Source organism: Amycolatopsis sp. NPDC049159, assembly GCF_040648295.1.
Taxonomy (GTDB): domain Bacteria; phylum Actinomycetota; class Actinomycetes; order Mycobacteriales; family Pseudonocardiaceae; genus Amycolatopsis; species Amycolatopsis pretoriensis_A.
Window position 1 is genome coordinate 70958 of the sequence record NZ_JBEZDL010000007.1, and the last position, 26605, is coordinate 97562.

Annotated in this window: 27 protein-coding genes and 2 pseudogenes; 12 read left to right on the plus strand and 17 right to left on the minus strand. The window is 71.2% G+C overall.

Annotated elements, in window-relative coordinates; all coding sequences use genetic code 11:
• Positions 1-10: 10 nt before the first annotated feature.
• Complete coding sequence (locus tag AB0B33_RS14990; protein ID WP_360771364.1) at positions 11-733, minus strand: hypothetical protein; 723 nt, start codon at positions 731-733, stop codon at positions 11-13.
• A 388-nt stretch (positions 734-1121) separates the two neighbouring features.
• Between AB0B33_RS14990 and AB0B33_RS14995 the strand changes: the two genes are divergently transcribed.
• The 4 genes and pseudogenes from AB0B33_RS14995 to AB0B33_RS15010 form a co-directional block, all read left to right on the plus strand.
• Positions 1122-1292: a hypothetical protein gene (locus AB0B33_RS14995; protein ID WP_247022022.1), complete on the plus strand. Its 171-nt coding sequence runs from the start codon at positions 1122-1124 to the stop codon at positions 1290-1292.
• On the plus strand, positions 1289-1777 hold the full coding sequence (locus tag AB0B33_RS15000) for a hypothetical protein (protein ID WP_247022021.1): 489 nt from the start codon (positions 1289-1291) through the stop codon (positions 1775-1777). Before AB0B33_RS14995 ends, AB0B33_RS15000 begins: the two co-directional genes overlap by 4 nt.
• 42 nt (positions 1778-1819) lie before the next feature.
• Positions 1820-2668 carry a hypothetical protein gene (locus AB0B33_RS15005; RefSeq protein WP_360771368.1) on the plus strand — a complete coding sequence of 283 codons (849 nt, stop codon included), beginning with the start codon at positions 1820-1822 and terminating at the stop codon, positions 2666-2668.
• A gap of 101 nt (positions 2669-2769) precedes the next feature.
• Positions 2770-2943: pseudogene (locus tag AB0B33_RS15010) on the plus strand (aldehyde dehydrogenase family protein); the annotation flags it as partial.
• Positions 2944-3056: 113 nt separating this feature from the next.
• Here AB0B33_RS15010 and AB0B33_RS15015 read toward each other — a convergent pair.
• Positions 3057-3755 carry an SDR family NAD(P)-dependent oxidoreductase gene (locus AB0B33_RS15015; RefSeq protein WP_360771371.1) on the minus strand — a complete coding sequence of 233 codons (699 nt, stop codon included), beginning with the start codon at positions 3753-3755 and terminating at the stop codon, positions 3057-3059.
• A 105-nt stretch (positions 3756-3860) separates the two neighbouring features.
• Here AB0B33_RS15015 and AB0B33_RS15020 point away from each other — a divergent pair, with 105 nt between their 5' ends.
• Entirely contained in the window at positions 3861-4769 is a 909-nt protein-coding gene (locus AB0B33_RS15020; RefSeq protein WP_360771374.1) for a helix-turn-helix transcriptional regulator, read from the plus strand.
• Between the two features lie 249 nt (positions 4770-5018).
• On the opposite strand, the gene AB0B33_RS15025 is transcribed toward AB0B33_RS15020, so the two are convergent.
• The 5 genes from AB0B33_RS15025 to AB0B33_RS15045 form a co-directional block, all read right to left on the minus strand.
• Positions 5019-5483: an STAS domain-containing protein gene (locus AB0B33_RS15025; protein ID WP_360771377.1), complete on the minus strand. Its 465-nt coding sequence runs from the start codon at positions 5481-5483 to the stop codon at positions 5019-5021.
• Positions 5484-5743: 260 nt separating this feature from the next.
• A complete protein-coding gene (locus AB0B33_RS15030; protein WP_360771380.1) occupies positions 5744-8161 on the minus strand; it encodes a phosphoketolase family protein in 2418 nt (805 codons plus the stop codon).
• Positions 8162-8199: 38 nt separating this feature from the next.
• Positions 8200-8820: a CBS domain-containing protein gene (locus AB0B33_RS15035; RefSeq protein WP_360771383.1), complete on the minus strand. Its 621-nt coding sequence runs from the start codon at positions 8818-8820 to the stop codon at positions 8200-8202.
• Positions 8821-8884: 64 nt separating this feature from the next.
• Positions 8885-10003, minus strand: a complete 1119-nt coding sequence (locus AB0B33_RS15040; RefSeq protein WP_360771386.1) for an acetate kinase — start codon at positions 10001-10003, stop codon at positions 8885-8887.
• The gene (locus AB0B33_RS15045; RefSeq protein WP_360771389.1) at positions 10000-12693 is read right to left on the minus strand and encodes a cation-transporting P-type ATPase; all 2694 of its coding nucleotides are present in this window, start codon (positions 12691-12693) and stop codon (positions 10000-10002) included. Before AB0B33_RS15045 ends, AB0B33_RS15040 begins: the two co-directional genes overlap by 4 nt.
• A 382-nt stretch (positions 12694-13075) precedes the next feature.
• Between AB0B33_RS15045 and AB0B33_RS15050 the strand changes: the two genes are divergently transcribed.
• Complete coding sequence (locus AB0B33_RS15050) at positions 13076-14620, plus strand: radical SAM protein (RefSeq protein ID WP_360771392.1); 1545 nt, start codon at positions 13076-13078, stop codon at positions 14618-14620.
• A gap of 12 nt (positions 14621-14632) precedes the next feature.
• Here the strand turns inward: AB0B33_RS15050 and AB0B33_RS15055 are convergent, their stop codons facing one another.
• Positions 14633-15232, minus strand: a complete 600-nt coding sequence (locus tag AB0B33_RS15055; RefSeq protein ID WP_360771395.1) for a TetR/AcrR family transcriptional regulator — start codon at positions 15230-15232, stop codon at positions 14633-14635.
• 80 nt (positions 15233-15312) lie between these two features.
• Here AB0B33_RS15055 and AB0B33_RS15060 point away from each other — a divergent pair.
• The 3 genes and pseudogenes from AB0B33_RS15060 to AB0B33_RS15070 all read left to right on the plus strand — a co-directional run.
• Positions 15313-16029, plus strand: a pseudogene (locus tag AB0B33_RS15060) (DUF4389 domain-containing protein); the annotation flags it as partial.
• Positions 16030-16783: 754 nt separating this feature from the next.
• Entirely contained in the window at positions 16784-17413 is a 630-nt protein-coding gene (locus tag AB0B33_RS15065) for a GAF domain-containing protein (protein WP_360771398.1), read from the plus strand.
• The gene (locus AB0B33_RS15070) at positions 17335-17523 is read left to right on the plus strand and encodes an ANTAR domain-containing protein (protein ID WP_360771401.1); all 189 of its coding nucleotides are present in this window, start codon (positions 17335-17337) and stop codon (positions 17521-17523) included. The genes AB0B33_RS15065 and AB0B33_RS15070 overlap by 79 nt, the downstream gene beginning before the upstream one ends.
• Here the strand turns inward: AB0B33_RS15070 and AB0B33_RS15075 are convergent.
• From AB0B33_RS15075 to AB0B33_RS15100, 6 genes are all read right to left on the minus strand, one after another.
• Positions 17520-17846 carry a hypothetical protein gene (locus tag AB0B33_RS15075; protein WP_360771404.1) on the minus strand — a complete coding sequence of 109 codons (327 nt, stop codon included), beginning with the start codon at positions 17844-17846 and terminating at the stop codon, positions 17520-17522. The two genes, AB0B33_RS15070 and AB0B33_RS15075, sit on opposite strands and share 4 nt — an antisense overlap.
• A gap of 343 nt (positions 17847-18189) precedes the next feature.
• Positions 18190-18348, minus strand: a complete 159-nt coding sequence (locus AB0B33_RS15080) for a hypothetical protein (RefSeq protein ID WP_360771407.1) — start codon at positions 18346-18348, stop codon at positions 18190-18192.
• A gap of 165 nt (positions 18349-18513) precedes the next feature.
• Positions 18514-19236, minus strand: a complete 723-nt coding sequence (locus AB0B33_RS15085) for a fatty acid desaturase (protein ID WP_360772024.1) — start codon at positions 19234-19236, stop codon at positions 18514-18516.
• 6 nt (positions 19237-19242) lie between these two features.
• A complete protein-coding gene (locus AB0B33_RS15090; RefSeq protein WP_360771410.1) occupies positions 19243-19737 on the minus strand; it encodes a DUF5994 family protein in 495 nt (164 codons plus the stop codon).
• 9 nt (positions 19738-19746) lie between these two features.
• Positions 19747-19905: a DUF6307 family protein gene (locus AB0B33_RS15095; RefSeq protein ID WP_360771413.1), complete on the minus strand. Its 159-nt coding sequence runs from the start codon at positions 19903-19905 to the stop codon at positions 19747-19749.
• Between the two features lie 32 nt (positions 19906-19937).
• The gene (locus AB0B33_RS15100; protein WP_360771416.1) at positions 19938-20759 is read right to left on the minus strand and encodes a slipin family protein; all 822 of its coding nucleotides are present in this window, start codon (positions 20757-20759) and stop codon (positions 19938-19940) included.
• 604 nt (positions 20760-21363) lie between these two features.
• Between AB0B33_RS15100 and AB0B33_RS15105 the strand changes: the two genes are divergently transcribed.
• From AB0B33_RS15105 to AB0B33_RS15115, 3 genes are all read left to right on the plus strand, one after another.
• Positions 21364-21846, plus strand: a complete 483-nt coding sequence (locus AB0B33_RS15105; protein WP_360771419.1) for a hypothetical protein — start codon at positions 21364-21366, stop codon at positions 21844-21846.
• Positions 21847-21983: 137 nt separating this feature from the next.
• Positions 21984-22400: a hypothetical protein gene (locus AB0B33_RS15110; protein WP_360771421.1), complete on the plus strand. Its 417-nt coding sequence runs from the start codon at positions 21984-21986 to the stop codon at positions 22398-22400.
• A gap of 231 nt (positions 22401-22631) precedes the next feature.
• Positions 22632-23090 carry a DUF4232 domain-containing protein gene (locus tag AB0B33_RS15115; RefSeq protein ID WP_360771424.1) on the plus strand — a complete coding sequence of 153 codons (459 nt, stop codon included), beginning with the start codon at positions 22632-22634 and terminating at the stop codon, positions 23088-23090.
• Between the two features lie 36 nt (positions 23091-23126).
• Here the strand turns inward: AB0B33_RS15115 and AB0B33_RS15120 are convergent, their stop codons facing one another.
• The 3 genes from AB0B33_RS15120 to AB0B33_RS15130 all read right to left on the minus strand — a co-directional run bounded on the left by AB0B33_RS15120 (position 23127) and on the right by AB0B33_RS15130 (position 26522).
• Positions 23127-24920, minus strand: a complete 1794-nt coding sequence (locus AB0B33_RS15120; RefSeq protein WP_360771427.1) for a GAF domain-containing protein — start codon at positions 24918-24920, stop codon at positions 23127-23129.
• 96 nt (positions 24921-25016) lie between these two features.
• Positions 25017-25994, minus strand: coding sequence for a hypothetical protein (locus tag AB0B33_RS15125; RefSeq protein ID WP_360771430.1), 978 nt, complete (start codon positions 25992-25994; stop codon positions 25017-25019).
• Positions 25995-26078: 84 nt separating this feature from the next.
• A complete protein-coding gene (locus AB0B33_RS15130) occupies positions 26079-26522 on the minus strand; it encodes a hypothetical protein (protein ID WP_360771433.1) in 444 nt (147 codons plus the stop codon).
• Positions 26523-26605 lie beyond the last annotated feature (83 nt).

Here is a 26605-nt window from a genome sequence, read left to right on the forward strand (position 1 = left end):
CGGCGCCCGGTCACAGCAGGTTACCGAGAAGCGACCCGACCGCCCCGGTCACGGGTGCGACCACACCACCGACGACCTCGAGCACGGGTGGGACGACGGACACGACCGGCGCCACCACCGCCGGGGCGGGTGGCTGCACGGCCACGGGCGGAACCACCACCACCGGCGGGACCACGGCCACGGGTCGGGCCGGCTGAACGGGATCGGCCCGGTTCACCGGCGCCGGGACGGCGGCCGCCTGGTTCCCCGCCTGCGGCTGCGCCGCCGCGGGCCCGCTCGTGCCACTCTGCGCACCGCCTGCGGGCTGCTGTCCTCCCGGAACGGCGCCGCCCGCTACCGCGGACAGGGGAAGGACGTTCGCGGGTATGGCGATCTGCGGGCCGGGATTCCAGCCCGTCCCCGGCGGCTGCTGCTTTCCCGCACCGGCGGCCGGCTGTCGCCCCGCACCCGGGACGGCCGGCAGGACGCCTGGCGCGGAATTGGACTCGACGTCGCCGGCGGCGGACGTCGCCGGCTGGTTGGCCAGCAACAGCCCGGTACCCGCGATGAACGCGACCCCCGCGACGGCCAGTACCCCGGCCGAACCGCGAACCAGCAGCCGCCGGCGCCCGCTCGGATCGACGAACACCGGATCGGCGCGACGGTTCGCCTCGACGGCGCGGGCCTGCTGACGTTTGCCGGAACCGAGTCCGGCGAACAGATCCGGACCACGCGGATAGTGGTGGGTGACCACGATGACTCCTTCATGCACTCGTGAACCAGGAATCGTTCAGGGGCCGGAGATTCTCGGAGGCGCGAGCACGACGTGCGACTGAGCCCCCAGCGACGCGGAGGCGGTGCGACGACTCCACCCGCCGTCCGCGTGTTGCTCTCCGTGTCCCCAGCATCCGGTCGAGGCAGGGGTGACAGCTAGGGCCGTGTGTCACATCAACTGCGCCGAAGAGACCAATCTGCGGGCTCCCCGGTGGCACCACTGGTCTATTCGGCTGAACCCGGCCGCGAGGCGAAACGCCGATACGCTTGCCCGCGGAAGCGGGCCTAGGATTCGGGAGAACAACACGTCACGGCAACCCCGGACCCCGGTGGCCGAACCCGCGTCACCCGCCCACCGGGAGCAGCCGATGACCAGCGTCCAGCACACGACCAAAGCCCTCCTCACGCGCGAGTTCACCCGGCGAGCAGCCGATGCCTGGGTCCGCGCCGCGGACGCCGGGATCATCGACGCCGCGGAACTCGTCTGGCTGCTGGAGCACCTGCCGGCGGACTCAGCGCGGCCGAAGGTGACCGGATGACGACCGAGAGCCACTCCCGGCCCTCGCCGACGCGCCCGGTGCCGGAGTGGGAGCCCGCGGAGGTCGACCTGCCCGGCCGGATGCTGACGCTGGTCTACCGGGTCGCGTGCCAGACCGGCCATTCCCGCCGGCGGAGTGCCACGTTGTGCAGCCGGATCCTTTGCGCACAGCCGGATGCCACCGACTCACGAGCGGTCGCGGACGCCGGGCGGCAGGTGCGCGCGCGCGTCCTGATGCAGCTGCGCACCGAACTGGGCCGGCGGATCGACCGGCCACGGCTGGACGCGGCACTGCGGGACGCGGTGCTGCTCGACGAGGTGACGCAGCTACCGCCTCGCCAGCGCTTCGCCTTGTGGTCGACGGCGGTGGACCACCTCACGACGGCCGAACTCGCCATCCGCACCGGCTGGACGTCCCCCCAGATCGCCCGGCTGCTGCGAGGCGCACTGCGAACCGTGACTTCGAAAGCCACCTTGCCCGGGTGAAAGGCGACCCACGCCGTACCGACCGGATGGTATGTTGCCCGCGTGATCGAAGCGGCGCGCCGGACCTGGCGACTCCTCGAGCCCTACCACGGAATGATCTACTTCGCCCCGGAAGCCGCTGCCGCGTACGAGAAGCTCGGTCTCACCGGCCGCGCCGGCTATTTCGCGTCGAGGTCGGCGGCGCTCGGCGCGGTCCCGGCGCCGGTCGTGGTCGCGACCTTCTACAACTTCAACCCGGCCCTCGTCCGGGCGTCGATCACCGCCGCCTGGTCCACCACCGACCCGGACGCCGTCCTGGCCGCGCGGTACGCCGCGGCCGACCGGGCGTTGCGCGGCATCCTGGGCGAGGCGACCGGCTCGCCGGAGATGCGCCGGGCCGCCGCTCTGGCGCGCGAGGCCGCCGAAACGGTCGCCGGCGATGTCATCGGCCGGCCCCTTTTCGCCGCCCACGCGGCCTTGCCGTGGCCCACCGAGCCCCATCTGGTCCTGTGGCACGCGCAGACCCTGCTCCGGGAGTACCGCGGCGACGCGCACATCGCGGCCCTGCTGACGGCACGTCTGGACGGCATCGAAGCCCTCCTCACCCACGCTGCTTCCGGCGCCGTCCCCGCCGAGACGTTGCGCACCTCCCGGTCGTGGTCCGAAGGGGACTGGAACCGGGCCGCCGCCCGCCTCCGTGAGCGAGACTGGCTCACCGGCGACGCCGACCCGGCGTTCACGCCCGCGGGCGCGGTCCGCCGAGCGGAAATCGAAGAAGCGACCGACGAGAACAGCGTGACTCCCTACGCGCACATCGGCGAGTCCGCCTGCGCCGAACTGCAGGCACTGGTTCGCCCGTTCACCCGGGCGCTCGCCGGAAAACTCATGCCGTGGGTGCTCACGAGGCAATAGCGGCGCGGTTGCCACTGCTCACCGGCGGGCCGGGCTGACAGTCCGGCGTGGCCGGCCGGCGACCCGGGCACGGGTGCTCGACGAGAAGCAGTTCGACGAGGGTGTTCGCCGCGACCCGCAACGATTTCCGGCTCGCTCGGGAGGAGATCTTCGGTCCCGTCCCGTCCTGGTGGTCATCCCGCGCCGGGACCGCGAGGAGCGCGATTGGCATGGCCGACGAACGCGATCACGGGCTCGCGGCCCACGTGTGGTCGCACGCCCCGGACCAGGCGGGCAGGTGGTCGCGGTCCGACGGCGGGGACGAGGACAGCGGCCGTGAGGTGCCACTGGAAGCAGTGTTCGCCGGGTTCACCCAGACCCAGCAGGTCACCGTCGGCCGCGGCCTGGCTCAGGACCAGGCGATGACGCCGTCCCGGTCGACGAAGCGCCCGGAGGGGGCGCCGGGCTTCTCGGTCGCGAGGCCGACGATGGCGTCCGTGCCTTCGGTCACGGTCTGCGGCCCGCTGTGGCCGTTGAGGTCGGTCGCGGTGTAGCCGGGGTCGACGGCGTTGACGCGAACGTCGGTCAGCGCCTTGGCGTACTGGGTGGTCAACATCGTCAGCGCCGCCTTCGAGGCGGTGTAGAGCGGCGCGATGACCTTCGACTCGATCCGCGCCGGGTCGTGGGTGATGGCCAGGGAGCCGAGCCCGCTGCTGACGTTGATGATGACCGGGTCCGCCGACCGGCGCAGCAGCGGCAGGAACGCCGTGGTCGTCCGGACCACGCCGACCAGGTTGACGTCGAAGACCCCGAAGGCGTCCGCCGCGGTCAGGGCGCTGGGGTCGCCGACCGGGCCGTTGACGCCGGCGTTGTTGATCAGGACGTCGATCGAGCCCTCGTGACCGGCGACGTTCGCCGCCGCGGCGGCGACGGAAGCGTCGTCGGTCACGTCGATGGGGACGAACCGCGCGCCGAGCGCCGTAGCGGCTTCGGCGCCCAGTTCGGCGTTGCGGGCGCCGACCAGCACGGTGTGGCCGAGTTCGACGAGCCGGCGGGCGGTCTCGCGGCCCAGCCCCTTGTTCGCTCCGGTGATGAAGGTGATCGTCATGGAATCCACCTTCGTCCGCTCACGGCGCCCCGGCCAGGGACGCCTCGACGGTAGGAACAGCAGTACCACCCTCTTACCCGGCCGGGCGGCCGCGGCTGCGGGAAGATGGACGTCGTGACCCCTGCTTCCGGCACCGAGCTCGGTGCGATGATCCGCACGTGGCGGGATCGGCTGCCGCCCTCGGCCGCGGGGCTGCCGGCCGGCCGGACGCGCCGCGCGGCCGGGCTGCGCCGCGAGGAGCTCGCCGAGCTCGCCGGCGTGTCGGTCGACTACGTCGTGCGCCTGGAGCAGGGGCGGGCCACGACACCTTCGGCGCCGGTGGTCGCGGCGCTGGCGCGCGCCTTGCAGCTGTCCACCGCCGAGCGTGAACACCTGTACCGGCTGGCCCGCCTCGCGCCACCGGCGGACGGCGCGATCTCCGACCACATCCCGCCCGGCGTCCGCCGGGTACTCACCCGGCTGGGTGACGTCGCGGTCGCCGTCTTCGCGGCCGACTGGCAGCTGATCTGGTGGAACCCCGGCTGGGCCGCGCTGCTCGGGCACCCCGCTTCATCGCCTCCGCACCTGCGGAACTTCGCCCGCGACAGGTTCCCGGTCAACGCCGGTCCAGCACACCTCACGCTCTGGCCGGTGTCCGAAGTAGACAGTGACGCCACCGACGCGGCCGTCGTGTCCGACCTGCGCCGCGCCACTGGACGCTTCCCCGGTGACCAGCGCCTGGCCGAGCTGATCCGCCTCCTGCACAAGGGCAATCGGCGTTTCGCCGAACTGTGGGCGACCGGCACGGTGACCGCTCATCGTGAAGACCACAAGACGATCGAACACCCTGCGGTGGGCCCGGTCACGGTGGACTGCGACGTGCTGACCGACGGCGACTCCGAGCTGAAGATCGTGATCATGAGCGCCGCGCCCGGCAGCGAGGACGAGACCAAGCTGCGCCTCGCGGCGATCGTCAGCCCGGCGATCACCAGTCGCGACAAGCCAAGCGGTGATGAGACGTCGTTGATCTCGTAGCAGTCCGCCCGGCGGCCGTCTTGGACCTCCGCACCTACGCGGTGCTCCGTGGTGTGGTGCTCGAGTGCGCGGCCACGCAGCGGGCTGCTGCTCGGCGTTCACCTCGCGCGGCCAACGCCGTGATCGACGCGCGCAGCGACCGGGACAACAGCAAGCAGACGCGGGACGCCGGCGCAATACCGGCTCGGGCTCGGCCACGAGCCCTTGTCGTGCTTCCTGATCGGCGGAACGAGGTACCGGAGACGACGGTCACGGCGACCAGGTGCGCGGATCCCTGGACACCGGAGCGGCGACGGCGGCCGCGCGCGAGGTGTGGATCACCAGGGTTTCGTGCAGCCGGGCGATTTGCAGCAACCGCCACGTCGATCGCGTCGCCGCCACGATGCGAAGATCGGTCTGCGGTGCGGCGCGCCGGTGGCAGCCGAGCAGCACCTCGAGTCCCGCCGAATTCAGGAAACTGACCTGCGAAAGGTCCACCACCAGCCGCCGCGGGGCCCGGCGCAGGATCAGGTCGAGGGCCAGGTCGACCTCGGGCGCGGTGTACAGGTCGAATTCGCCGTCCAGGGCCAGGATCGCGGTGCGGCCGATCAGCTCCTCCGACAGCTTCAGCCCGGCCGGGAGCGACGGTGTCCCGTGCGGGCCGAACATGACCAGGACCAACGGTTCCGCTGCGAGGCCGTGACGACGGCGGGTGGCCAGCGCGCTGAGGTTCATGGATTCGCTCCAAGCATCGCCGTCCGGCTCCCGCCACGTCGGACACTGCACGGGTCCGGTGCGGACGTTCAGTCATCGGCTGTCGGTCGTCGCAAGAGCGGGGACTCGGCACTTCGGCGCTGTCCTCCTCAGCATACCGCGCCCCGGTACCGGTGAGCCTGATCGTTCAGCCCAACTTCCTTTCCGGGCAGGCGAATGCGGGTGATCCACGGCTCGTGGGCCGCCGTTCCCGACCCGTCCCGGGCCGACCCGGCGTCCGGTCAGCCGGCCCAGGTCCAGCCGCGGATTTCCGGCATGTCCTCGAAGTGTGCACGGATGTAGCCGTGGTGACGGGTCAGCATGGCGTGGCAGTGCTCGGCCAGCGCCGCGCCGCCTTCGGGGACCCGGGCGGACCTGCGCAGTGCTTCGAGGGCGAGGTGGTAGCGGCTCATCCGGTTGAGCACGACCATGTCGAACGGCGTCGTGGTGGTGCCCTGCTCGGTGTAACCGCGGACGTGGAACCGGCCCGGCTCGGGGCGGCCGTGCAGCAGCTGGTGCACGGCCCGGGGGTAGCCGTGGAAGGCGAACACGACGTCGGTGGTGGCGGTGAACAGCCGCTCGAACTTCCGCTCGCCGAACCCGTGCGGGTGGTCGGCGGGCGGGAGCAGGCCCATCAGGTCGACCACGTTGACCACCCGCACCCGCAGGTACGGGACGTAGTCGCGGAGCAGCCGGGCCGCGGCCAGGACCTCCAGCGTCGGCACGTCACCGGCGGCGGCGAGCACGATGTCGGGTTCGCCATCGGTCGTTTCGGTGCCGGCCCAGTCCCAGGTGGACGCTCCCGCGGCGCAATGGGCGGCCGCCTCCTCGAGGTCGAGGTACTGCAGGTGTTCCTGCTTGTCCGCGACGATCAGGTTGACGTGGTCGCGGCTGCGCAGGCACTGCTCCGCCACCGACAGGGTGGTGTTGGCGTCCGGCGGGAACCAGACGCGCACGACGGCGGGCGCCAGCGGGATGGCGATGTCGATCAGGCCCGGTCCCTGGTGCGAGAAACCGTTGTTGTCGTTGCGCCAGCACGTCGAGGTCAACAACACGTTGAGTGATGCGACCGAACGCCGCCACGGCAGGTCCGCGGCGTGCTGCAGCCACTTGGCGTGCTGGATCAGCATGGAGGCCGAGACCATCGCGAACGCTTCGTAGGTCGCGAACACACCGTGCCGGCCCGACAGCAAGTACCCCTCCAGCCAGCCCTGGCACAGGTGCTCCGAGAGCACCTCCATGACCCGGCCTTCGGGTGAGACGTGGTCGTCGGTGGTGAGGATCGGCGCCTGCAGGCAGCGGTCGGTGGCCTCGAAGACGGCACCGAGCCGGTTGCTGGCCGTTTCGTCCGGGCAGAACAACCGGAACGTGCCGCCGCCGTCGGATTCCCGGGTACTGGCGCGGTAGACGTCGCGCAGCAGCTCACCGAACGGACGGGTGTTGCCGTGGTGCACGGCACCGGGCGCCGGAACGCTGACGGAATACGGTGCCAGGGCGGGGATGTCGAGCCGCCGCAGCAGCCGGCCGCCGTTGGCGTAGGGGCTGGCGGACATCCGCTTGTCACCTGCGGGGGCGAGCGCCCTCAGTTCCGGGACGAGCCGTCCGGCGGCGTCGAACAGGGTTTCCGGGGCGTAGGACCGCAGCCACCGCTCGAGCAACCGGAAGTGTCCGACGTCCTCCCGGACCAGGGTCAGCGGTACCTGGTGCGCCCGGAACGTGCCTTCGACGACGACACCGTCGACGATCGTCGGGCCGGTCCAGCCCTTCGGCGTGCGCAGGACGATCGCCGGCCAGCGGACCGGCCGGAACGGCTCGGCCGAGCCCGTGCGCGCCCGCCGCTGGTTGTCCCGGATCCGGTCGTGTGCCGCGGTCAGGGCGTGGTGCAGGTCCGTGAACACCGCGGCGGGGTCGTCCCCGGCCACGACGACCGGGTCCCAGCCCTGCGCCGTCAGCAACCCGAGAACGTCGGTGTCGTCGGCCCGGCCGAGCACGGTGGGCCCGGCGATCTTGTACCCGTTGAGGTGCAGGATCGGCAGCACGGCACCGTCGCGGCGGGCGTTGAGGAAGGCGGGGATCTTCCAGGACCCCGCCAGCGGCCCGGTCTCCGCCTCACCGTCCCCGACCACGCAGGCCACGATCAGGTCCGGGTGGTCGAACGCGGCGCCCGCGGCGTGGGCCAGGGAATAGCCGAGTTCGCCGCCCTCGTGGATGCTGCCGGGCGTCTGGACGCCGACGTGGCTCGGCACGCCCCCGGGCGTGGAGAACTGCCGCACCAGCCGGGTCAGCCCGGCGACGTCGGCGGAGACGGCGGGGTACGCCTCGCCGTAGGTGCCTTCGAGGTAGGCGTTCGCGAGCAGGGCCGGCCCGCCGTGGCCCGGACCGGCGACGTAGACGCAGTCGGCGCCGGTGTCGCGGATGAGCCGGTTGAGCAGGGTGTAGATCATCGACAGCCCGGGACTGGTGCCCCAGTGCCCGAGCAGGCGCGGCTTGATGTCCTCCACTGAAAGGGGCTCGCGCAGCAGCGGGTTGTCCTGCAGGTAGATCTGGGCGGCGGTCAGGTAGTTCGCCGCGGCCCACCACCTCAGGTCCAGGTCCCGCTCGTGCTCCTCGTACGCCGGAGCCGTGGTCGTGGTGCCGGTCGAGGTCGTGGTCTGCTGCATCGCCGTGGCCTTCCGCCAGGTGGGTCGGGGCCGGCCGGTCAGCCGGCCGGGCTGGTGCCGCTCACGCGGACCGCGGTCACCCCGGGCACGGCCTGCGCCAGCACGGTCGCGACGTGCCGGTCGGTCTCGTCGTCGAACGCGTCCACGACCTCGACCTCGCCGCCGTGCACCGCGACGGTCCAGCGCCCCGGCCCGCCGTAGATCGACAGCTGGTGGCGCACGTCGGCCGAAATGACCTCGTCGTCGCGGGCGAGCGCCCGGACGAGGTCGCGCCGGGTGACGATGCCGACGACGTGCGCGCCGTCGACGATCGGCATGCTGCGGATCCGGTCTTCGAGCAGGACGCGCACCAGGTCGACCACGTCGGTGCCCGCGCCCATCCCGACCGCCGGGGTGGTCATCACGCCGCCGACGGTCCCGGCCGGTGGCTCGGGCGGCTCGTCCGGGCCGGTGCCGTCGGCCGGGTGGTACCGGGCGTCGCGCGGGAACCGGTCCCGCACGAGGTCAGCCTCGGTCACCACGCCGACGAGCCGGCCGTCGTCGTCGAGGACCGGGAGCGCGGTGAAGCCGTGGGCGGACAACAGGTTCGCGGCGTACTTCACCGTCATGCCCGGGGTCACGGTGACGACGGGGCTGCTCATGATGTCGCGTGCTTGCATCGAACTCCTCTTCCGTCGGCCTTCACGCTAGGGGCGTGCCCGCCGGGCGCGCTGCGGCCGTTCGTCACCGATCGCGAGGTCCACCGGCACCCGCGGCCCGGGCGGCCATCGCCAGGGTCGTCTGCCGGGCGATCTCCAGGCCCTCCCGCGCGGACACGACCAGCACCCGCACGGCCCCGGGCGCCCGGCCGACCTCCCGGTCGCCTTCAGCGGCCAAGCGCCCGGAATCGGTTCGCACCCCGAAGACCCCCAGCCGCTCGCAGAGCTCGGCCAGCAAGGCCGGCTGGTGTTCGGCGACGCCGCCGGTGAACACCAGCGCGTCCAGCCGGTCCAAAGACGCCACCATCGCGCCGATCTCCCGGCGCAGCCGGTGCAGGTAGACCTCGATCGCGGTGCGGGCGTCCGGGTCGCCGCGGTCCCGCGCGGTCAGCACGTCCCGCACGTCACCGCCGGTGCCGGTCATCCCGGCCAGGCCGCTCCCCCGGTCGAGCGCGTCGTCGAGGCCGGCCGCGTCGGTGACGCCGGAGCGCAGCAGGTACAGCAGCAGGCCCGGGTCGACGCTGCCGGAGCGGGTGGCCATCACCGCCCCTTCCAGCGGGGTGAAGCCCATCGACGTGTCCACGCCGTGGCCGTCGCGGACGGCGGTCACCGAAACGCCGGCCCCGATGTGGCAGCAGACCAGCCGCAGCCCGGTGGGTTCCCGGTCGAGCAGCTCGGCCGTGCGGCGCAGGGCGGACGCGCAGGAGAGACCGTGGAAGCCGTAGCGCCGCAGCTCGTGCTCGCGAACCCAGCTCCTCGGCAGCGCGTAGTGCGCCGCGGCTTCCGGCATCCGGGCGTGGAAGGCGGTGTCGAAGCAGGCGTACACCGGTCCCGGCACGATCTCGGCGACCACCGCGGCCAGTTCCAGCGACAGCGGCTGGTGCAGCGGCGCCAGCGGGGTCAACGCGGTCAGCCGCGCGGTTTCCGCGTGGTCCAGCGGGACCGGGTCGGTGCTCAAGCCGCCGTGCACGAACCGCACCCCGGCCGCGTCGATCGGATGCCGCCGGACCACCAGGCCGGCCAGCGGCTGCCGGGCCTGGGCGGCGGACGCGGCGCCGACCGTGACCCGGTCCACCTCCCGGCCGTCCTCGACGACCGACAGCTTGACGCTCGACGAGCCCGGGTTCACCGTGAGCACTCTCATCGGACACCCCCGGCGTGCCGGCGACCCGCCCAGCGGAACAGCTCGTCGGCTCCCCACACGAGCAGCGGCATCGGCAGCAGCAGCGCGATCACCCAGGCGGGCAGCGCGGCGGTGCCGAACACCGGCTGCAGCGCCGGGACGTAGATCAGGACCGCGGCGAACGCCAGCTCGAAGACCAGGCCGGCCAGCAGCAGCCGGTTCGTGGTGAGCCCGACCGAACGCAGCGACGCCCGCTGGGTGCGCGCGGCGAAGGCGGTACCGAGCTGGCAGAACACGATGGCGGCGAAACTCGCCGTGGTGGCCTGCAGGTAGGCGTGGTGCAGCGGGGTCCCGGCCGAGACGTCGGCGCCGTAGTGCCAGCCCGCCTCGTACAGGACGGCGAAGAAGGCGGCCAGCACCAGGATTCCGGAGAGCAGGCCCATGATTCCCCAGGCGCGCAGCAACATCCGCCCGGAGACGACTCCCTCGGACCGGCTGCGGGGACGGCGGTCCATCAAGCCCGGTTCGGCCGGCTCCCGCCCGAGGGCGAGTGCGGGCAGGGTTTCGGTGCCGAGGTCGATCGCCAGGATCTGCAGCACGGTCAGCGGCAGCGGGATCGCTCCGCCCGAGATCGCGAACAGCAGGAACGGCAGCACTTCGGGGACGGCGTGCGCGAAGATGTAGAGCACGAACTTTCGGACGTTGTCGTAGACCCGGCGGCCTTCGCGGACGCCCGCGACGATCGTGGCGAAGTTGTCGTCGGTGAGCACGACGGTCGCCGCCTCCTTGGCGACGTCCGTCCCGCCGGCCCCCATCGCGACGCCGATGTCCGCCCGCCGGAGCGCGGGCGCGTCGTTCACGCCGTCGCCGGTCATCGCGACGACCGCGCCGCCGTGGCGCAGCGCGTCGGCGATCCGCAGCTTGTCCTCCGGCGCCACGCGGGCGAACACCAGCTCCTCCCCGGTCGCCAGCGCCGCGTCCAGCTCCGCTTCCGGCATCGCGAGCAGTTCGCCGCCGTCGATGACGCGGCTCACGCGGATCCCCACCTGGCGCGCGATCTCCGCCGCGGTCAGCCCGTTGTCCCCGGTCACCACGTGCACGGTGATCCCGGCCGAGTGACACGCCGCGACGGCGCCGGCGACTTCCGGGCGCGGCGGGTCGGCCAGCCCGACGAGACCGAGCAGGCGCAACCCGGATTCGGCCGCGTCGCGGGTGAGCGGGACCTCGCCGGGCACCGGTCCGTCGGCGACGGCCAGCACCCGGAGCCCGCGGCCGGCCATTTCGTCCACGAGCGCGGTGATCCGGGCCCGGCGCGGCGCGGTCAGGCCGACCTCGTGACCGGCCGCGTCGAGGGCGGTCAGGCAGCGCGGAACGACCTGCTCGGGCGCACCCTTCGTGTCGCGCATCCGGGGCCCGGTGCGCGATCCGTCCACTGTGGACATCATTTTGAGCCGCGGGTCGAACGGATACAGCACCAGCCGGTCGGCGTCCCGGGTGGACGCGTCGAGCCGGGCACCGCTCGCCGCGGCGAAGTCGAGCAGGGCCAGCTCGGTCGGATCCCCGGTGCGCGAGCCGAGATCGGCGGTGCTGCACCGCGCGAGGGTCTCGGCCAGTGGCATCGATCCGGTCAGTGGCTCCCCCGCCGCGTCATGCGCCTCCACGACGTGCATGGCGTTGCGGGTCAACGTCCCGGTCTTGTCCGTGCAGATCACGGTCGTCGACCCGAGTGTTTCCACCGCGGACAGCCGTTTGACGAGCGCGCCGGACTTCGCCATCGAACGCACCCCACCGGCCAGCGCCAGCGTGATCGTCGGCAGGAGCCCTTCCGGCACGTTCGCCACCAGCAGGCCGATCGCGAACACGAACGCGGCCGGCCACGACAGGCCCGCCGCGACGCCCAGCGGCAGGAAGCCGATCCCGACGGCGAGCGCGACGCCGGCGATGAGCCAGGCCACCCGCCGGACCTGCCGTTCCAGCGGGCTCTCCTCGTGGCCGACCCCCGCGGTCAGCGCGGCGATCCGCCCGATCTCGGTGTGCCGTCCGGTGGCGTGGACCACGCCCCGGGCGGCACCGCCGACGCAGGCGGTGCCGCTGAACACCAGCACCGGCGAGTCGAGGGCACGATCGGCGTCGTCGACCGCGTCCGCCGTGCGGGTCACCGGCCCCGGCTCGCCGGTCAGCATCGAGGCGTCCACCTCGAGTACGCCGTCGACGAGCCGGACGTCCGCGGGGACCCGGTCGCCCTCGGCGATCAGCAGGACGTCGCCCAGGACCAGTTCCCGCACCGGCACAGGCCTTGGCCGGCCGTCGCGCAGCACGGACGCTTGCGCCGGCAGGTACGCACCGAGCGCGTCGACGGCCCGCTCGGCCTGCTGTTCCTGGACGAAGGCGAGGACGCCGTTGAGCACGATCACCCCGACGATCGCGTACGCCAGGCTGGTGGTGCCCGCGAGCCACGACAGGCCCGCCGCCACCCAGAGCAGCAGCGCGAGCGGGTGGATCACCTGGCGCACCAGGGCGAGCGGCCACTGCCGGGACCGGTGCGACGGCAGCTCGTTCGGGCCCCGTGCCAGCAACCGGCGGGCGGCTTCCCGCGAGGTCAGCCCTTCGGTGGTGGTACGGAGGTCGCGCAGCAACCGCGCGACGGGTTCCCGGGCGTCCGGTTGCGGTTCCGCGGAGGCGGCCGGCTCGACACCCACCCGGGTGGTCATCGCGGCTCACCGTTCCGGGAGCGCGTGACGCCTCCAAGCCGGTCCACGGAGGCGGGCTGACGGGTGGGCAGGCATTGACGGGCGAACTCGACGCGTGCCATGACAGGCCCCTCGGGTCGACTGGTCGTCGCACCGGGGTCCGGGGCACTCGCGGTCAGCCTACGCGCCGAGAAGACGTGCCGGACAAGCAACGCCCGGCCGGGCTTTCTTGCGCGCGACGCAGGCTGCGCCGATCTCTTCAGCGGCGCCTGGTTCGAAGCCGGCCCGGGCGTATAGTCAGCCCTGATCGCCGCGTTCGCCCCAGTCCCCGGTAACGCCGCCATCAGCTTCTCGCTGATCGTCGTTCCGGCCGGCCCGGCCGGCTTTCCGAGAGGACAACGCCGTGCGAGTCGGAATCCTCGATCTTCTCGGTCCACCTGCGCGGCGCCCGGTGGACTTCGCCTACCAGCTGTTCATCACCAAGCAGTACGCGAGCATCACGCCGCAGGCCATCTCGGTCTGGTGCCGCCGGCAGGGGCACGAGACCTTCTACGCCACCTACTACGGCGTCGGCCGGCCGCACCGCCTGCTGCCCACCGACCTGGACGTGGTGTTCATCTCCTGCTACACGCAGGTCAGCCACCTCGCCTACGCGCTGGCGAAGCTCTACCGCCGAGCCGGTGTCCGCACGGTGATCGGCGGCCCGCACACCAAGGCGTTCCCGGTGGACTGCCTGCGGTTCTTCGACCTGGTCGTCCGCGAATGCGACCCGGAGCTGGTCACCGACATCCTTTCCGGGCAGTTCGACCCGGGCACCGTCATCTCGGCCGCCCGCCCGTTCGACGACGTGCCGACCGTCGAAGAACGGATGCCGGAAATCCGCGCGTCGGCCTTCTTCTGGGGACGCAAACCGCTGATGCTGTCGGCGGTGCCCATGCTCGCCAGCATGGGGTGCCCTTACCGGTGCGACTTCTGCATCGACTGGAACAGCACCTACCGACCGCTCCCGGCCGACCGGCTCGAGGCCGACCTGCGGTACCTGGCCCGGCACCTGCCGAACCGGCTGATCGTGTTCCACGACCCCAACTTCGCCGTGAAGTTCGACCAGGTCTTCGAAACACTGGAAGCCCAGCCTCCCGGCGAACGGCCGCCCTACATCATCGAAAGCTCGCTCACGGTGCTGCGCGGCGACCGGCCCCGGCGGCTCAAGGAAACGAACTGCGCCATGGTGGCGCCGGGCGTCGAATCCTGGACCGACTACTCGAACAAAGCCGGTGTCGGCCGGACCGGCGGGACCGCGAAGGTCGAACGCGTCGCCGCGCACTTCGCGCAATTGGCCGAGAACGTGCCTTACTTGCAAGCGAACTTCATGTTCGGGCTCGACACCGACCAGGGCGACGAACCCGTCGAGCTGACCAAGCGGTTCATGGACCTGACCCCGTTCGCCTATCCGACGATCAACATCCCGGTGCCCTTCGGCGGCACCCCGCTGCACGACGAACTCACCGCCGCCGGCCGGATCCTCGCCACCATGCCGTTCAACTTCTACTACGCGCCCTACCTGGTGACGACGATCAAGCACTACGACCCGATCACCTACTACGGAAAGCTCATCGAGCTCTACACGCACGCCGCATCCCCCGCGATGCTGCGACGGCGCCTGCGGACCACGTCCAACCGCGTCATCGGCTACGTCCACCGGGCGCGCACCGCGGGCTTCCGCTCCGACATCGCGAGTTTCCGGCGCATCCTGGGAATGCTGCGCTCCGATCCGCAGTTCCTGGCCTTCCACGAAGGCCGGACCGCGGCCCTCCCGGAGTTCTACCGCCGCGTCAGCGAACGCACGCTGGGCCGCTACGCCGAACTGCTCACCCTCGCCGATCGGACGCCCGACCTGTCACCGGCCGAGCACCCGCCCCACCGGCTCGGGAAACCCGGGCAGCGATGACCACGCCGTCGCTCAGCGCGAGACGGACCGTTCGGCGCCGGCGGGACCGGCGTACGCGACGAGTCCGTCGAGCAGCCGCTCCAGGCCCCAGCGAAACCGGGCCGTCGCGACGGCGGGACCCTCCGGTGGCGCGGCGGCTTCGAACGCGACCGAGCCGAGGATGTGCACGTTGATCAGGTGGGACGCATCGGCGGCGTCCCCCGGCCCCAGGCCGGCGTCGGCCAGGACGGCCAGCAGGGTTTCGCGCACGGCCCGCGTGTGGGGGCCGTCGGGCGGGTGGCCGAGCATGAGGTGCACCGACCCGGGATGGGCCAGCAACTCCGCCCGCAGTTCGAGCGAGAGAGCTCGGACGCGGTCCCGCCACGGCTGCGACGGCTCGGTGAACCGGTCGTGGTCGACGCGGCCGAGCAAGTGCTCCGCCAGACCCCGCACCACCGCCGCCTTGTCCGGGAAATAGGTGTACACCGCGTTGGGCGCGACACCGACCCGGGCCGCGATCCCCCGGATCGTGACCGCGTCCGCACCGCGTTCGGCGAGCAGGGCCAGTGCCGCGTCGAGGATGGCCAGCTCACTCAGAGTCCGCCGGGGACCCGGGCGACCCCTTTTGTCCACTTTTCCTCCCCGCTTCGTCGTATCGGAATGGTTCTGTACAGCGTACAGTTATTGTACAACGTACAGAATTGAGGCAGACCATGACCGAAACGATCCGCCCGGATCCCCGACATCCCGGTACGCCGGACCGGACCTACCCCGTACGCGTCCAGGCAGCGCTGGACGACCCGCTGTCACGCGGGCTCTGGCTGGTGAAGTGGCTGCTGCTCGTCCCGCACGTGCTGGTGCTCATCGCGCTGTGGGCCGCGTTCTGGGTGCTCAGCGTCGTGGCGTTCTTCGCGATCCTGTTCACCGCCCGGTACCCGCGGAAGATCTTCGACTTCAACGTCGGGGTCCTGCGGTGGAGCTGGCGGGTGGCCTACTACGGCTACGGCGTCCTCGGCACCGACCGCTACCCGCCGTTCAGCCTCCGCGAAGAACCCGGCTACCCAGCCACCTTGAGCGTCGAGTACCCCGAACGGCTCTCCCGCGGGCTGGTGCTGGTCAAGTGGTGGCTGCTCGCCATCCCGCACTACCTCGTCCTCGCGATCCTGATCGGCGGCGGAACCGGCGCGGCGTGGGGACTCGACGACCGCAGCTGGGCCTGGGGCGGCAGCCTCGTCGGCCTGCTCGTCCTCATCGCGGCGATCACCCTGACCTTCACCGGCCGCTACCCCCGCTCGCTGTTCGACTTCATCGTCGGCATCCAGCGCTGGGGCCTGCGCGTCGCGGTTTACGCCTCACTGATGACCGACCGGTACCCGCCGTTCCGCCTTGACACCGGCGGCGACGAGCCCGGCGCCCCGGCCCCGATGGAGCCCACCGGAACACCGGCACCCGCGAGCCCCGCCGGCCCTTGACGGGGAGCTCACCAGGGCGCCCCAAGGCAGCCGCGACCCGTGAGGGCGCACTCGAGGGTCACCACGACGCACCCGCAACGTCCAGCGGCACCGGACGTGCCAAGCTGGTCAGGTCGTGACCAGACGACTCGAGTCTTTGCACGCCCCAGACCCCGGCTGGGGGCTCGGACCGCGTTTCACCCATGTCGAGGCGGCTGTGCACACAGTGGGAAAGCACATTCCCGAAGGACAAGCGGAACGGCGGGCGGTGGAACCGTTCGATCCGAGGTGCGACGGCCGGCGCCCGGTGACGTCTGCGGTTCCGACCACCTCCACCTCCTCCGCGACCGCGGCCGGGACGCGTGGATCGAAGAGCAGCTCCGGCTGGGCCGGCTTGCCCGGGCCGGCACGCAACCGGGCATGCGCCAACGGGCCTGGCCGGCCTCGCCCGTCGCACGCCGGTCACCCGGAGCAGGTCGATCGGCTGCCGGCCTGGGTCTCGACGCGCCAGGGTCTCAGCTTCGTCCGCGCCGGGGGCCGGCCACTGGCGCCCATACGCCCGATGAGGGGCGTGCTCATCGATGAGGCGATCCGGCACACCGGAGAACGACAAGGAGATACCGCTGCACGACGCACGAATCCACCCTGCGACCGGCATGATCATCGCCCAGCCGGGCAAGAGCGCCAGGGACGCCATCGTTCGCTTGCGCGCACGTGGCTTTGATGACCAGTGATGACGCCACCGATCCCCGAACCCGCCCCGACCGGCGGAAACCGGCTCCTGGAAACCGTCGTCGAGCTGGCCGACACCCTGGTCGACGACTTCGACACGATCGCCTTCCTCCAGGTGCTGGTCGACCGCTGTGTCGAGCTGCTCGAGGTCGACGCCGCGGGCTTGCTGCTGGCCGACCACCACGGCCGGCTCCGCCTGGTCGCCTCGTCCAGCGAACAGGTCCGGCTGCTGGAACTGCTCCAGCTGCAGAACGACGAAGGCCCCTGTCTCGAGGCCTTCCGCACGGGCACCCGGATGAGTCACCCTCAGCTGAGCACCGCGGGAACGACTTGGCCGACGTTCGTCGTCTCGGCCGCCGAGGCCGGCTTCGAAGCGGTGGACGCTCTGCCGATGAAACTGCGCGACGAGGTGGTCGGTGCCCTGCCCAAGCGCTCGTCGACATCGCCACCATCGGACTGCTCCAGCAACGCTCCCTCCGGCAGCGGGACGTTCTCGCCGAACAGCTTCAGACAGCGCTCAACAGCCGGGTACTCATCGAGCAGGCCAAAGGAGTGCTCTCCGAACGCCTCGGCATCGACATGGACGGCGCTTTCACCGCGTTGCGGGACCACGTGCGTGGTCACAAACTGAAACTCGCCGACCTCGCGCGGACCATTCTCGACGACCGGGCCTGGCCGCACGAACTCTTCAACCAGCGGAAAAGGACACACCAACGGCGTTCCGGCTCCGCACCGGCTTAGCCGTCGTCCCCGGGCAGAGCGGTGTCCGGCGGGTACACCCAGGTGATGGCCAGCGAACCCAGACCACGAGCCACCAGATCCTGCCGGATCTCGTGGGCGGTACAGCCGCCGTAGACCAGATGAGTCAGCCGCAGCGTCTGCGCGTCACGCAACGGCAGGGCGATCATGCTGAGCACACCGCCACCGCAGGAGTAGTGCTCGACCTGCTCGCCGGGGCCGGCGTACTCGGCGGCGATCATGGCCTCGTAGTCGCGGCGCCCCTTCTCGGACTGAGTCGCGTACAGCTCGTCGACGAGGGCTTTGACTTGCGGCGGGTGATCCATGTGATGGGTGATCAGGGTGCTCCGCCGCCAGCTCTCGTCGTCAGGTGCTCTCCAGGACACGATTTTTCCCTCACTTGTCGTACTACGCACATGGCCTATGAGTGAATGTCCCGCAGGGAACTCAGCCGAGTTAGGGACTTCGAGGACGGCGGCGATCGCGGCAGCGTGGTGGACTGGGCATCCGACCTGCACCCCGGCTCCGTCTGGGGCGACCTGGCCACTGTCGGGTCCACCTCGCCCCCGGGTGCCGCCTTGCTCCGCGCGGGGACGGTGGCGGGCAGCTGCTCGTCGAAGAGCTGTTTCCCCGCCGGTGACCACCACTCGTGCTGGTGTCGCACTGCCGTCAACGGCGCAAGGCGTTGCGGCGGACGAAACCGATGACCGCAGTGCCCACGAACAGCACGATGCCGACGATGGCGAGCCAGACCAGGCCCTTGAACGCGAACCCGATCACGGCCGTGATCAGCCAGAGCACCAGCAGAACAACGATCAGGATCACCATGACAACCTCCAGGAGTGGCGGAACGAGTTCCGCCGTGTGCGTCGGTCGACGGGCTCACGCCCGTATCGCCTCATGCCCGGCCAGGCGGCCTCCGGCCGTTGTACGCGGCCGGATAACCGCTGGTCTCCGTGGCAGGACCCAGTCCCGCCACGGACCACGTTCGGATCAATGACTTGCCGCGCGGCCTCTCTTCCGCGCGCAGGGTGCGCCGATCTCGTGCAGGTAGCGGAGGATCTGCCCGTAGGACACCAGCAGACCGCCCTCGCTGTAGCTGACCCCCTGGTGACGCAGAACGCCTGCACGAGCGGCTGGGCCCGGCGCAGCGCGGGGCGGCATGCTGGGGAACGGGTGGTGCTCGATCTGGAAGTTCAGTCCGCCGAACGCGAAGTCGACCCAGCGGCCACCGGTCACCTTGTGGGAGGTGCGGACCTGCTTGCGCAGGAAGTCCAGGTGGTGTCCCGCGGTCAAGGTCAGCATGCCCTTGTGGTTCGGCGCGAGGGGACACGAACGCCTTACTGGGCGAGATGACCAGGAAACCGCGGTCAGGGAGCAGACGATGTGCGTCGTCAGCAGGGCCGCCTCAACCCACCGGGCCTTCAGCCCGCCGCGCCACACGGCCTTGATGCCCGACCAGCGCAGGTCGAGGCCTTCCGACAGCAACGGGAAGAACCGGAATGCCTGGTACTTCGCCATCCAGCGCAGGAAACCCCGCTTCGCGCGGCCTGGCCGGGCCGTGAAGGCCAGTGCGGTGATGTCGATGTCGGGCTCGGCGCCCTCGAGGTCGGGGTTGACGCGGTGGCGGTTGCGCCTGCCGGCCCACCAGCCGTAGCTCATCCCGACTCCCGCTGAGCCGAAGACGCGACAGAGTCCATGGTCCGACCTCCCGATCGTGGTTCAGGCCGATGCCCGCAGGCGGCCGCCTTCCGCTTCCCACCGCTGCCGGGCCGATGCCATGCCGTCGGCTCCCAGCAGTGCCTCGGGGCTCTCGACGTTGCCCGGCTCCGAGGCCGTCCTCAGCACCTGTCCGGCGATCCCGGCTTCCGTCCCGGGCGGCACGGTCAGCAGCGTGAGCCGCCGCCGGCCGCCGGACCCGATCACCGTCAGCGTGTCCGGGTGCTGCGACCGGAACCCTTCCGGCCGCACCACCCGGCCCTCGATGATCAGCCGGCGGCCCGGCGGATCCCAGGCCGCCAGGTTGAACGTGACCCGCTCGGCGAGCCCCAGCCGGCCGGCCAGGGCCGCGAGCAGATCCGGCAGCTCGGCGGCCAGGTCGGCCGTCCGCGGCCACCAGGCGCCGTCCACGAAACCGGCGGGCGAACCGGCCGGCTTCACCGACAGCCGCGACGTCCGACGCTCCGAGCCCGTCTTCACGGGTGTCTCGTTTCCCATGACGGCTCCTCAGCGGACCTTCTCGGGAATCTCCTCGAGCGTCCGCAGCAACCGGATGGCCAGCGCGTGCGCTTCTTCGGCCGGCAACGGCGAACTGTCCTTCACCACATCCTCGACGAGCTTCACACGCTGCTCGTAACGGGACACGTAACCGGTTTCCATGTCCATCCTCTTCCTTCTCCTGATGACCCGTGAGTGCGTCATGTCGAGGCCGGAACCGATGCGCCGTTGGCCCGGACCGGAACCACAGCGGTGGCCGATGCGGCCTCGCGCGCCAGGAACGTGCCCAGCTCGCCGATCGTGCTCATCAGCGGCGCCGGGAACACCACCGTGGTGTTCTTGTCCACGCCGATCTCCACCAGGCTCTGCAGGTTGCGCAGCTGCAACGCCAGCGGGTGCGCCATCATCGTGTCCGACGCGTCACCCAGCGCCGCCGCGGCCTGCGACTCGCCTTCGGCGTTGATGATCTTGGCTCGCTTCTCCCGCTCGGCCTCGGCCTGCTTCGCCATGGCCCGCTTCATCGAGTCCGGCAGCTGGATGTCCTTCAGCTCCACCAACGTGACCTCCACGCCCCACTCGGTCGTGGTGACGTCGAGGATCTGGCGGATGTCGGAGTTGATCGCATCTGTTTCGGACAGTGTCTCGTCGAGGGTGTGCTGCCCGACGACCTTCCGCAGCGTCGTCTGGGCGATCTGGTCGATCGCGGCGTACACGTTCTCGATCGCGACCACCGACTTCGTCGCGTCCACCACCCGGAAGTACGCCACCGCGGACACGTCCACGCTCACGTTGTCCCGCGTGATGATCCCTTGGGACTGGATCGGCATCGTCACGATCCGCAGCGACACCCGGCGCAGCACGTCGACGACCGGGATGATCAACCGCAGCCCCGGCTCACGCACCCCGGCGACCCGGCCCAGCCGGAACAACACACCCTTCTCGTACTGCTTCACGATCCGGATCGACAGCGCCAGCAAAAGCACCACGACCACGATGATCGCGGCGATGACCCAGCCATTCACGGCGAATCTCCCATCGTCGGTGGAACCCGGCCGCCGGATGTCCTCCGGCGGTGCGTGACGTGTCCGCCTTCGCGGGCCGCACCACGGTCATCCGGCTCACCAGCCGAGAATTCGCCCGGTGGGCCGATGGCGCCGCCGTCGACCGGCACCGGTCGGCGCACCCGCGGTGCACCGGCCCGAGCGGGGTCTTGGCTCGGCCGATCGGTTCCGGTCACGACGTGCCGGCGGGGGCCGGCGTTCTCGTCCCGGAGTCCAGGCGGACGGCCGCCGTCCGGCGGCCGTGATCCAAGTCAAGCGCCCGAGTCCGGGCAGAGCTATGGCCGGAAGTCACCGTTGCCCAGGACCTCGGGCCCTCGGACCGAGGCCGGGCCACGGTGATCGACGCGCTGAAGCAGGTGCCTGCGCATCTCCTACCTCCTACCGGGTGAACGGCCGCTGTTTCCCGTCAACCCCACGCTCAAGGGCGTAGACCCGCCACAGCGACAGGGCTACCGTCGAGGAACCTTCACCATGGCACCTGACCTCCCGGTCACCGGCTGGTCATCCGCCCCACGTCGCCCCGGACCCCGGCGCACCAGCGATCCCGCACACGAGGATGGCGACAATGCCCGGGAACGTCGACAGCTCTGTCTCGACGACGATCAGCACGCGCGGCGACACACCGACGCCGGGCCGCCGCTGCGAATACTGTGGAAACCCGTTCCGCGCCGCGAACGCCCACGGCGCGCTGGTCGCCGATTCTTCGGCCATCGACCCGGTGGGCCTGTCCCAGGACGGGCGGCGATACGTCGTCGCGTGCAGTGCCGGGCACCTGAAGTCGCTGGTCGACCAGGCTCGGGCGAGTTGGACCATCGAAGAACTCTGGTTCGGGCAGCTGTGCCGGGCGAGCCGCCAGCACGGTATGAGGGACGCGGAGGTCCGGGAGATCGGGCTTCGCGCCCGGCTGTCCGCCGCGAACGTCCGGTCGGCGCTGGCCTGGAACGCCACCCGGGAGCAGCCGACGCTGATCCTTCCCGGCGGGCAGATCGTGCCGTTGCTGCCCGAACAGCCCGCCGGCCGTCCGCGAAAGCAACGACCGCCCCGTTAGCCGGCGGATGTCGGCACGCTCGACGACGCTGACTCACCGAAGTCCTTCCCCGAAGGGCCCAACGGCCGCATCGGCGCCACCACCGGCGCGGCACGCTCGTCGTACACGTCAGCTTTCCGGCACCGGAGGCGAAGGCCATGACCAATTCCGACCCCTATCCCGGCACCGACCCCCGGTGGCGCGCTCCGACACCGCCCAGCGGCCCACCGGAAGCGGGAACGCCGGGAGGCAACCGGCGGTGGGCCCGGATCTGGCAGGTCCGGCTGGCCTGCACGATCGTGCACATCATCTGCGGCACGTTCGCGGTCGTACTGCTCGCCCGGATCGTGCTGGTCATGGGCGACGCGAATCCCGCCAACGGGATCGCGGCGTTCGTCCGCGGCTGGTCGGGAGCGGTGTCGCTGGGGTTCGAAGATCTGTTCACCCCGGCCTCGGCCGGAGCGCGGGCGCTGCTCAACGACGGCCTCGCGGCGCTTGCCTGGGTCGGGCTGAGCGCGCTGGTCACCACGCTCATCCGCCGCCTCGCGCTACCCGCTCCCGACCAGGACGCCTGAGGCACGCTCGCTCTCTCGCCGCGCGACGAAGGGAACACCGTGAGCAGACGCGGGTTCGACATCCGCCCAGTGCTCCTCGGCGCCGGCGCGTTCCTGGCCGTCACCGCCTGTGGCTCAGGAGCCGGCACCAGCCCCAGCGCCACCACGGGTCCCGGGTCGACACCACCACCGGCAACGTCCTCGGCTCCGACAACCGCATCGCCCCCGGCCCCGACCCGCACGTCAGGCCCCGTGTCCGCGACCGCGGTCCCGGTCAAGCAGTGCACGACCGCCGATCTCAACGTCAAACTGGGGCAAGGCGACATGGGCGCCGGGAACTACTTCGCCCCCGTCCTCTTCACCAACACCGGCGCACCCTGCCGGATCACCGGCTACCCCGGGGTGTCCTACTACACCGGCGGCGACCACCACCAAGTGGGCGACGCCGCGGCCCGGGACCCCGGCGCCACACCGGTAGTGATGCTGCAGCGCGGACGGACCGCCACGGCCATGGTCGACCAGGTCAACGTCAGCCACTACGACGCCGAACCCTGCGGCCCGACACCCGTGACCGGCCTGCGGGTGTACCCGCCGGGCACCACCGTCCCCGTGCTGCTGCCCGAACCCGGCGCGCACGCCTGCGCCAAACACATGCCGAACCAGCGGCCACTGAGCGTCCGCGCGGTGCAGCGCGGCACCGGCGCGAACTGAATCGCCAACGTGCCGACTTCGCCGCCACCACTCCCGCTACGGCCGGAAGTCACCGTTGCCCGGCGTCTCCGCCACACCGAGGGCGAGGGGTTGGTCCTCGCCCTCACGCCGTGGCAGGGGGACGGTCCAGGTCCGGTGACTGCTGCCGTCCGCGCCCGTGCTGCGTCCGAGCGTGCCCGCACCGCTCCGGCACCCGCCTGACGCCGACGTGGCCGCGCGGCTCGGAGCAGCCGTCATGCCGTTGTCGACGACATCGAGGGTGAGCAGTTCCGACAGGATGCTGATCCGGACCTCGACGGCCGTGGCGTCGGCCTGCCCGGTGATCTCGGACAGCGTGTCCTCGACGATCACCACCGCGGCGTCGATGATGGCCGGCGGGACCACCGCAAGGCTTCCGACGAAGCTGGTCTCCACGTCGAACCCGAGCACCGACCCCGCGGTGTCGATCACCGTCAGGAGCCGCTCGCGCAGGTTCTCCGTCTCGTGCGAGCGGGGATCGAAGTCGTAGACGGTGGCCTGGATGCGCCCGATCGTGTCGTCGAGGACCGCGATGTAGGAGCGGAGCCGGTCACGCACCGCCGGGCGGGTGCTCGCGCTGGCCAGCCCCTGCAGTCCGGTCGCGACGGCGAGCAGTTTCCCGCTCACGTGCTCGTTGAGCGAGGACCCGATCCGGTCGTGCTCGTCGACAATGGACAGCGCCTGCTTCTCGACGCGGACCCGCTGCAGCTCGATCGCGACCCCGGCGTGACTGGCGAACCCGGCGAGATGCCCCATGTCCGACTCGGTGAACCCGCGCCGCCCGGCCAGCCGTCCCACACTCAGCACGCCCAGCACCCGCTCGCCGGCGGACAGCGGAACCACGACGACCGACCCGACGGGCACCGGAAACTCGGCGGACCCGGTTGCGGCGTAGTCCTCGGTCAAGCTGGGAGCCCCGGAACGCACGACCTGCCCCGTGAGGCTGCCGTCGAGGTCCACCACGGTGCCGAGTACGTGCTCGGCCGGTGCGCCGATCGCCGCGGTGACCTCCCAGCGCCCGGACTCCGTGAGCAGGGCGAGCGTCGCGAAATCGGCCGATGCGCCATCCTGGGCGTGCCGCAGCACCAGGTCCAGCGGATGCTCGTCGTCCCCGGCGAACAGGCGCTGAGTGATTTGGGTGGAGGCGGCCAGCCACCTACGGCGCTGCTCGGATTCGTCGAACCGGCGCGCGTTGTCGATCGCCACCCCGGCCGTGGCCGCCAGCGCCACGGCGAGTTGTTCGTCCTCGGCGCTGAACTCACCGTTCGCGCTGCCGGTGAGGTAGAGGTTGCCGAAGATCCGGTCACGGATCCGGATCGGCACCCCGAGGAAGCTGTCCATCGGCGGGTGGTCCGGCGGGAAGCCCGCCGCGTCGGGATGGGCGTTCAGATCGGTCAACCGGAGCGGCGTCGGCCGGCGGGTCAGCAGGCCGAGGATTCCCCGGCCTCGCGGCAGTTCACCGATGCGTTCGATCAGCTCGGCGTCCATACCGGTGTGGACGAACTCGTCGAGCAGCCCGTGCTCACCGATCACACCCAACGCCGCGTAGCGGGATGCCACCAGCTCACTCGCCGCGGTCACGATGTGCTGGAGCACGACTTGCAGGCTCAGCTCACCGGCCACCATGGCGTGGGCGCGCAACAACGCTCTGAGCCGTCCTTGGGTGGCGAGCACCTCCTGGGCGCGAGCCGCGACGTCGCCCAGCAGCTTCTCCAGCTCCATCCGCGGCAGATCCGGGAACGGCAACGCCAGCGGACCGAAGTCGTCCGGCCGTCGACCATCCTGGGACCCAGCGCCGGGAATCTCGCTCATGTCCTGCTCGCATCCCGTTGACGATCTCGCGTCAGCGGGGGTCTGGACCGACGTCACCAGCACTGATGCGGCCGGTGGACCGGCCGCACCCTCAACCTACGCCCCTTCCCCGGGCAAGGGAACTCGACTGTGACCACGGGTCGGCTGGACAGCGGATTCGTCCTTCGCATCGGGGAGTGCCTCGGGCGCGATGTCTCGACGAACGGCTACGGCAGCGACGTGAGGAGGTACCCGGGCGTTCGCGCCGAGGTGTGCCTGGGCATTGGCGTCCCGGACGACGAGCGCGGTCACGCCGAGCGCGGCGAGCACCAGGCCGATGCCCGACAGCCACCACCAGCCGGGCCGGATGCGGTCGCCGAGCAGGATCATGGCCAGCGCCCCGGGGACCACGACCTCGATCATGGTGACGATCGCGCTGGGCACCGTGGGGGTGCTCCGGCGCAACGCGGCGGCGTACAGCGGGATGCCGAGAGCGGCGAAGCCGATCGTCACGTAGGTGAGCGGCTGGGCCAGCAGCGCATCGACGCTCGAGGTGGCACCCGGCCGCAGCAGCAGAGCACGGACCGCGAGGACCGAGCCACCATAAGCGCATCCGGCGACCACCGAACGAGCGACGGTCCCGCGCCGCAGCGCGGACAGCCCGGCGACCAGCAGGACGACGAACAGGATCAGCAGCACCGCGAGAACCACCGGTGGCGGCGCGGACCAGCCGGTCGAACCCGTGGCGCCGGCGGCCAGCAGACCGAGTCCGGCGCCGGCGGCGGCGATGCCGAACAAGTCGACCTTGTGCAGCGCCGAGCGCAGGACCACCCGCGCCAGCAGAACCGCGATCGCGGTCTGCCCGGCGACGATCGACTGGACGGCGAACACGGGCAAGAACCGCAGCGCGAACACGGCCACGCCCCAGCCGAGGACGTCGACGACCAGCCCGGCGCCGTAGAGCGCGGCCCGTACCGGCAGGGAGGACCCCGTGTGCTGCGCCGCGGTCGCCTGCAGGACGGTCGCGACGCCGTCGAGTACGGCCGCGAGCAGGGCAGCGGCGAAGCCGAACGCGATCGCGGCGTCACCGGTCAATTCCGCACCACGACCTGACTCGGACCTGGTGGAGCCGGCCGGATGTGCTTTTCCGGCCTACCGCCACGGCGGGCCGGGATTCCGCTACCGCTTGAGATGGACAATTTGGATTCCCGAACCGCCGCTTTCACAGGTGAACGTCGGCGAGCAGAGGTAGGCGGAGATCTGCACGGTCGCGCTGCCTTGGCGGAAGGGGGCGCGGCTGGTGGAGTCGACCCAGATCAGGTAGCTGTTCGCGTGCGGAGTGCCGTCGCAGATCACGGGTTTCTCCGCATAGCCGGAGCCGAAAGCGATGCGACCGTAAACCGCCTGCTTCAGGGTTGCGCTTCCCTGGTTGGTGGCCACCTCGAGTGTAGCGCAGGTGATGTTCGCCGGGACGCGGACGAGTGTCGGGTCGAGCAGGGCACCAATCGCGCCGACAGTGATGGTGACCGTCGTATCGTCGGCGTGGGCGGCCGCCGGCGTCATGCCGATCACCAAGCCCGGCATCGCCAGTGCCAAGGCCGAACGCGCTATCCAGTTGGTCATGGGAAACTCCACACGTGTCGAGCGCAATCCATGCCCGGCAGCAGCAGGTCCAGTGCTCCCCGCATCCCAGTCGATGACATGGC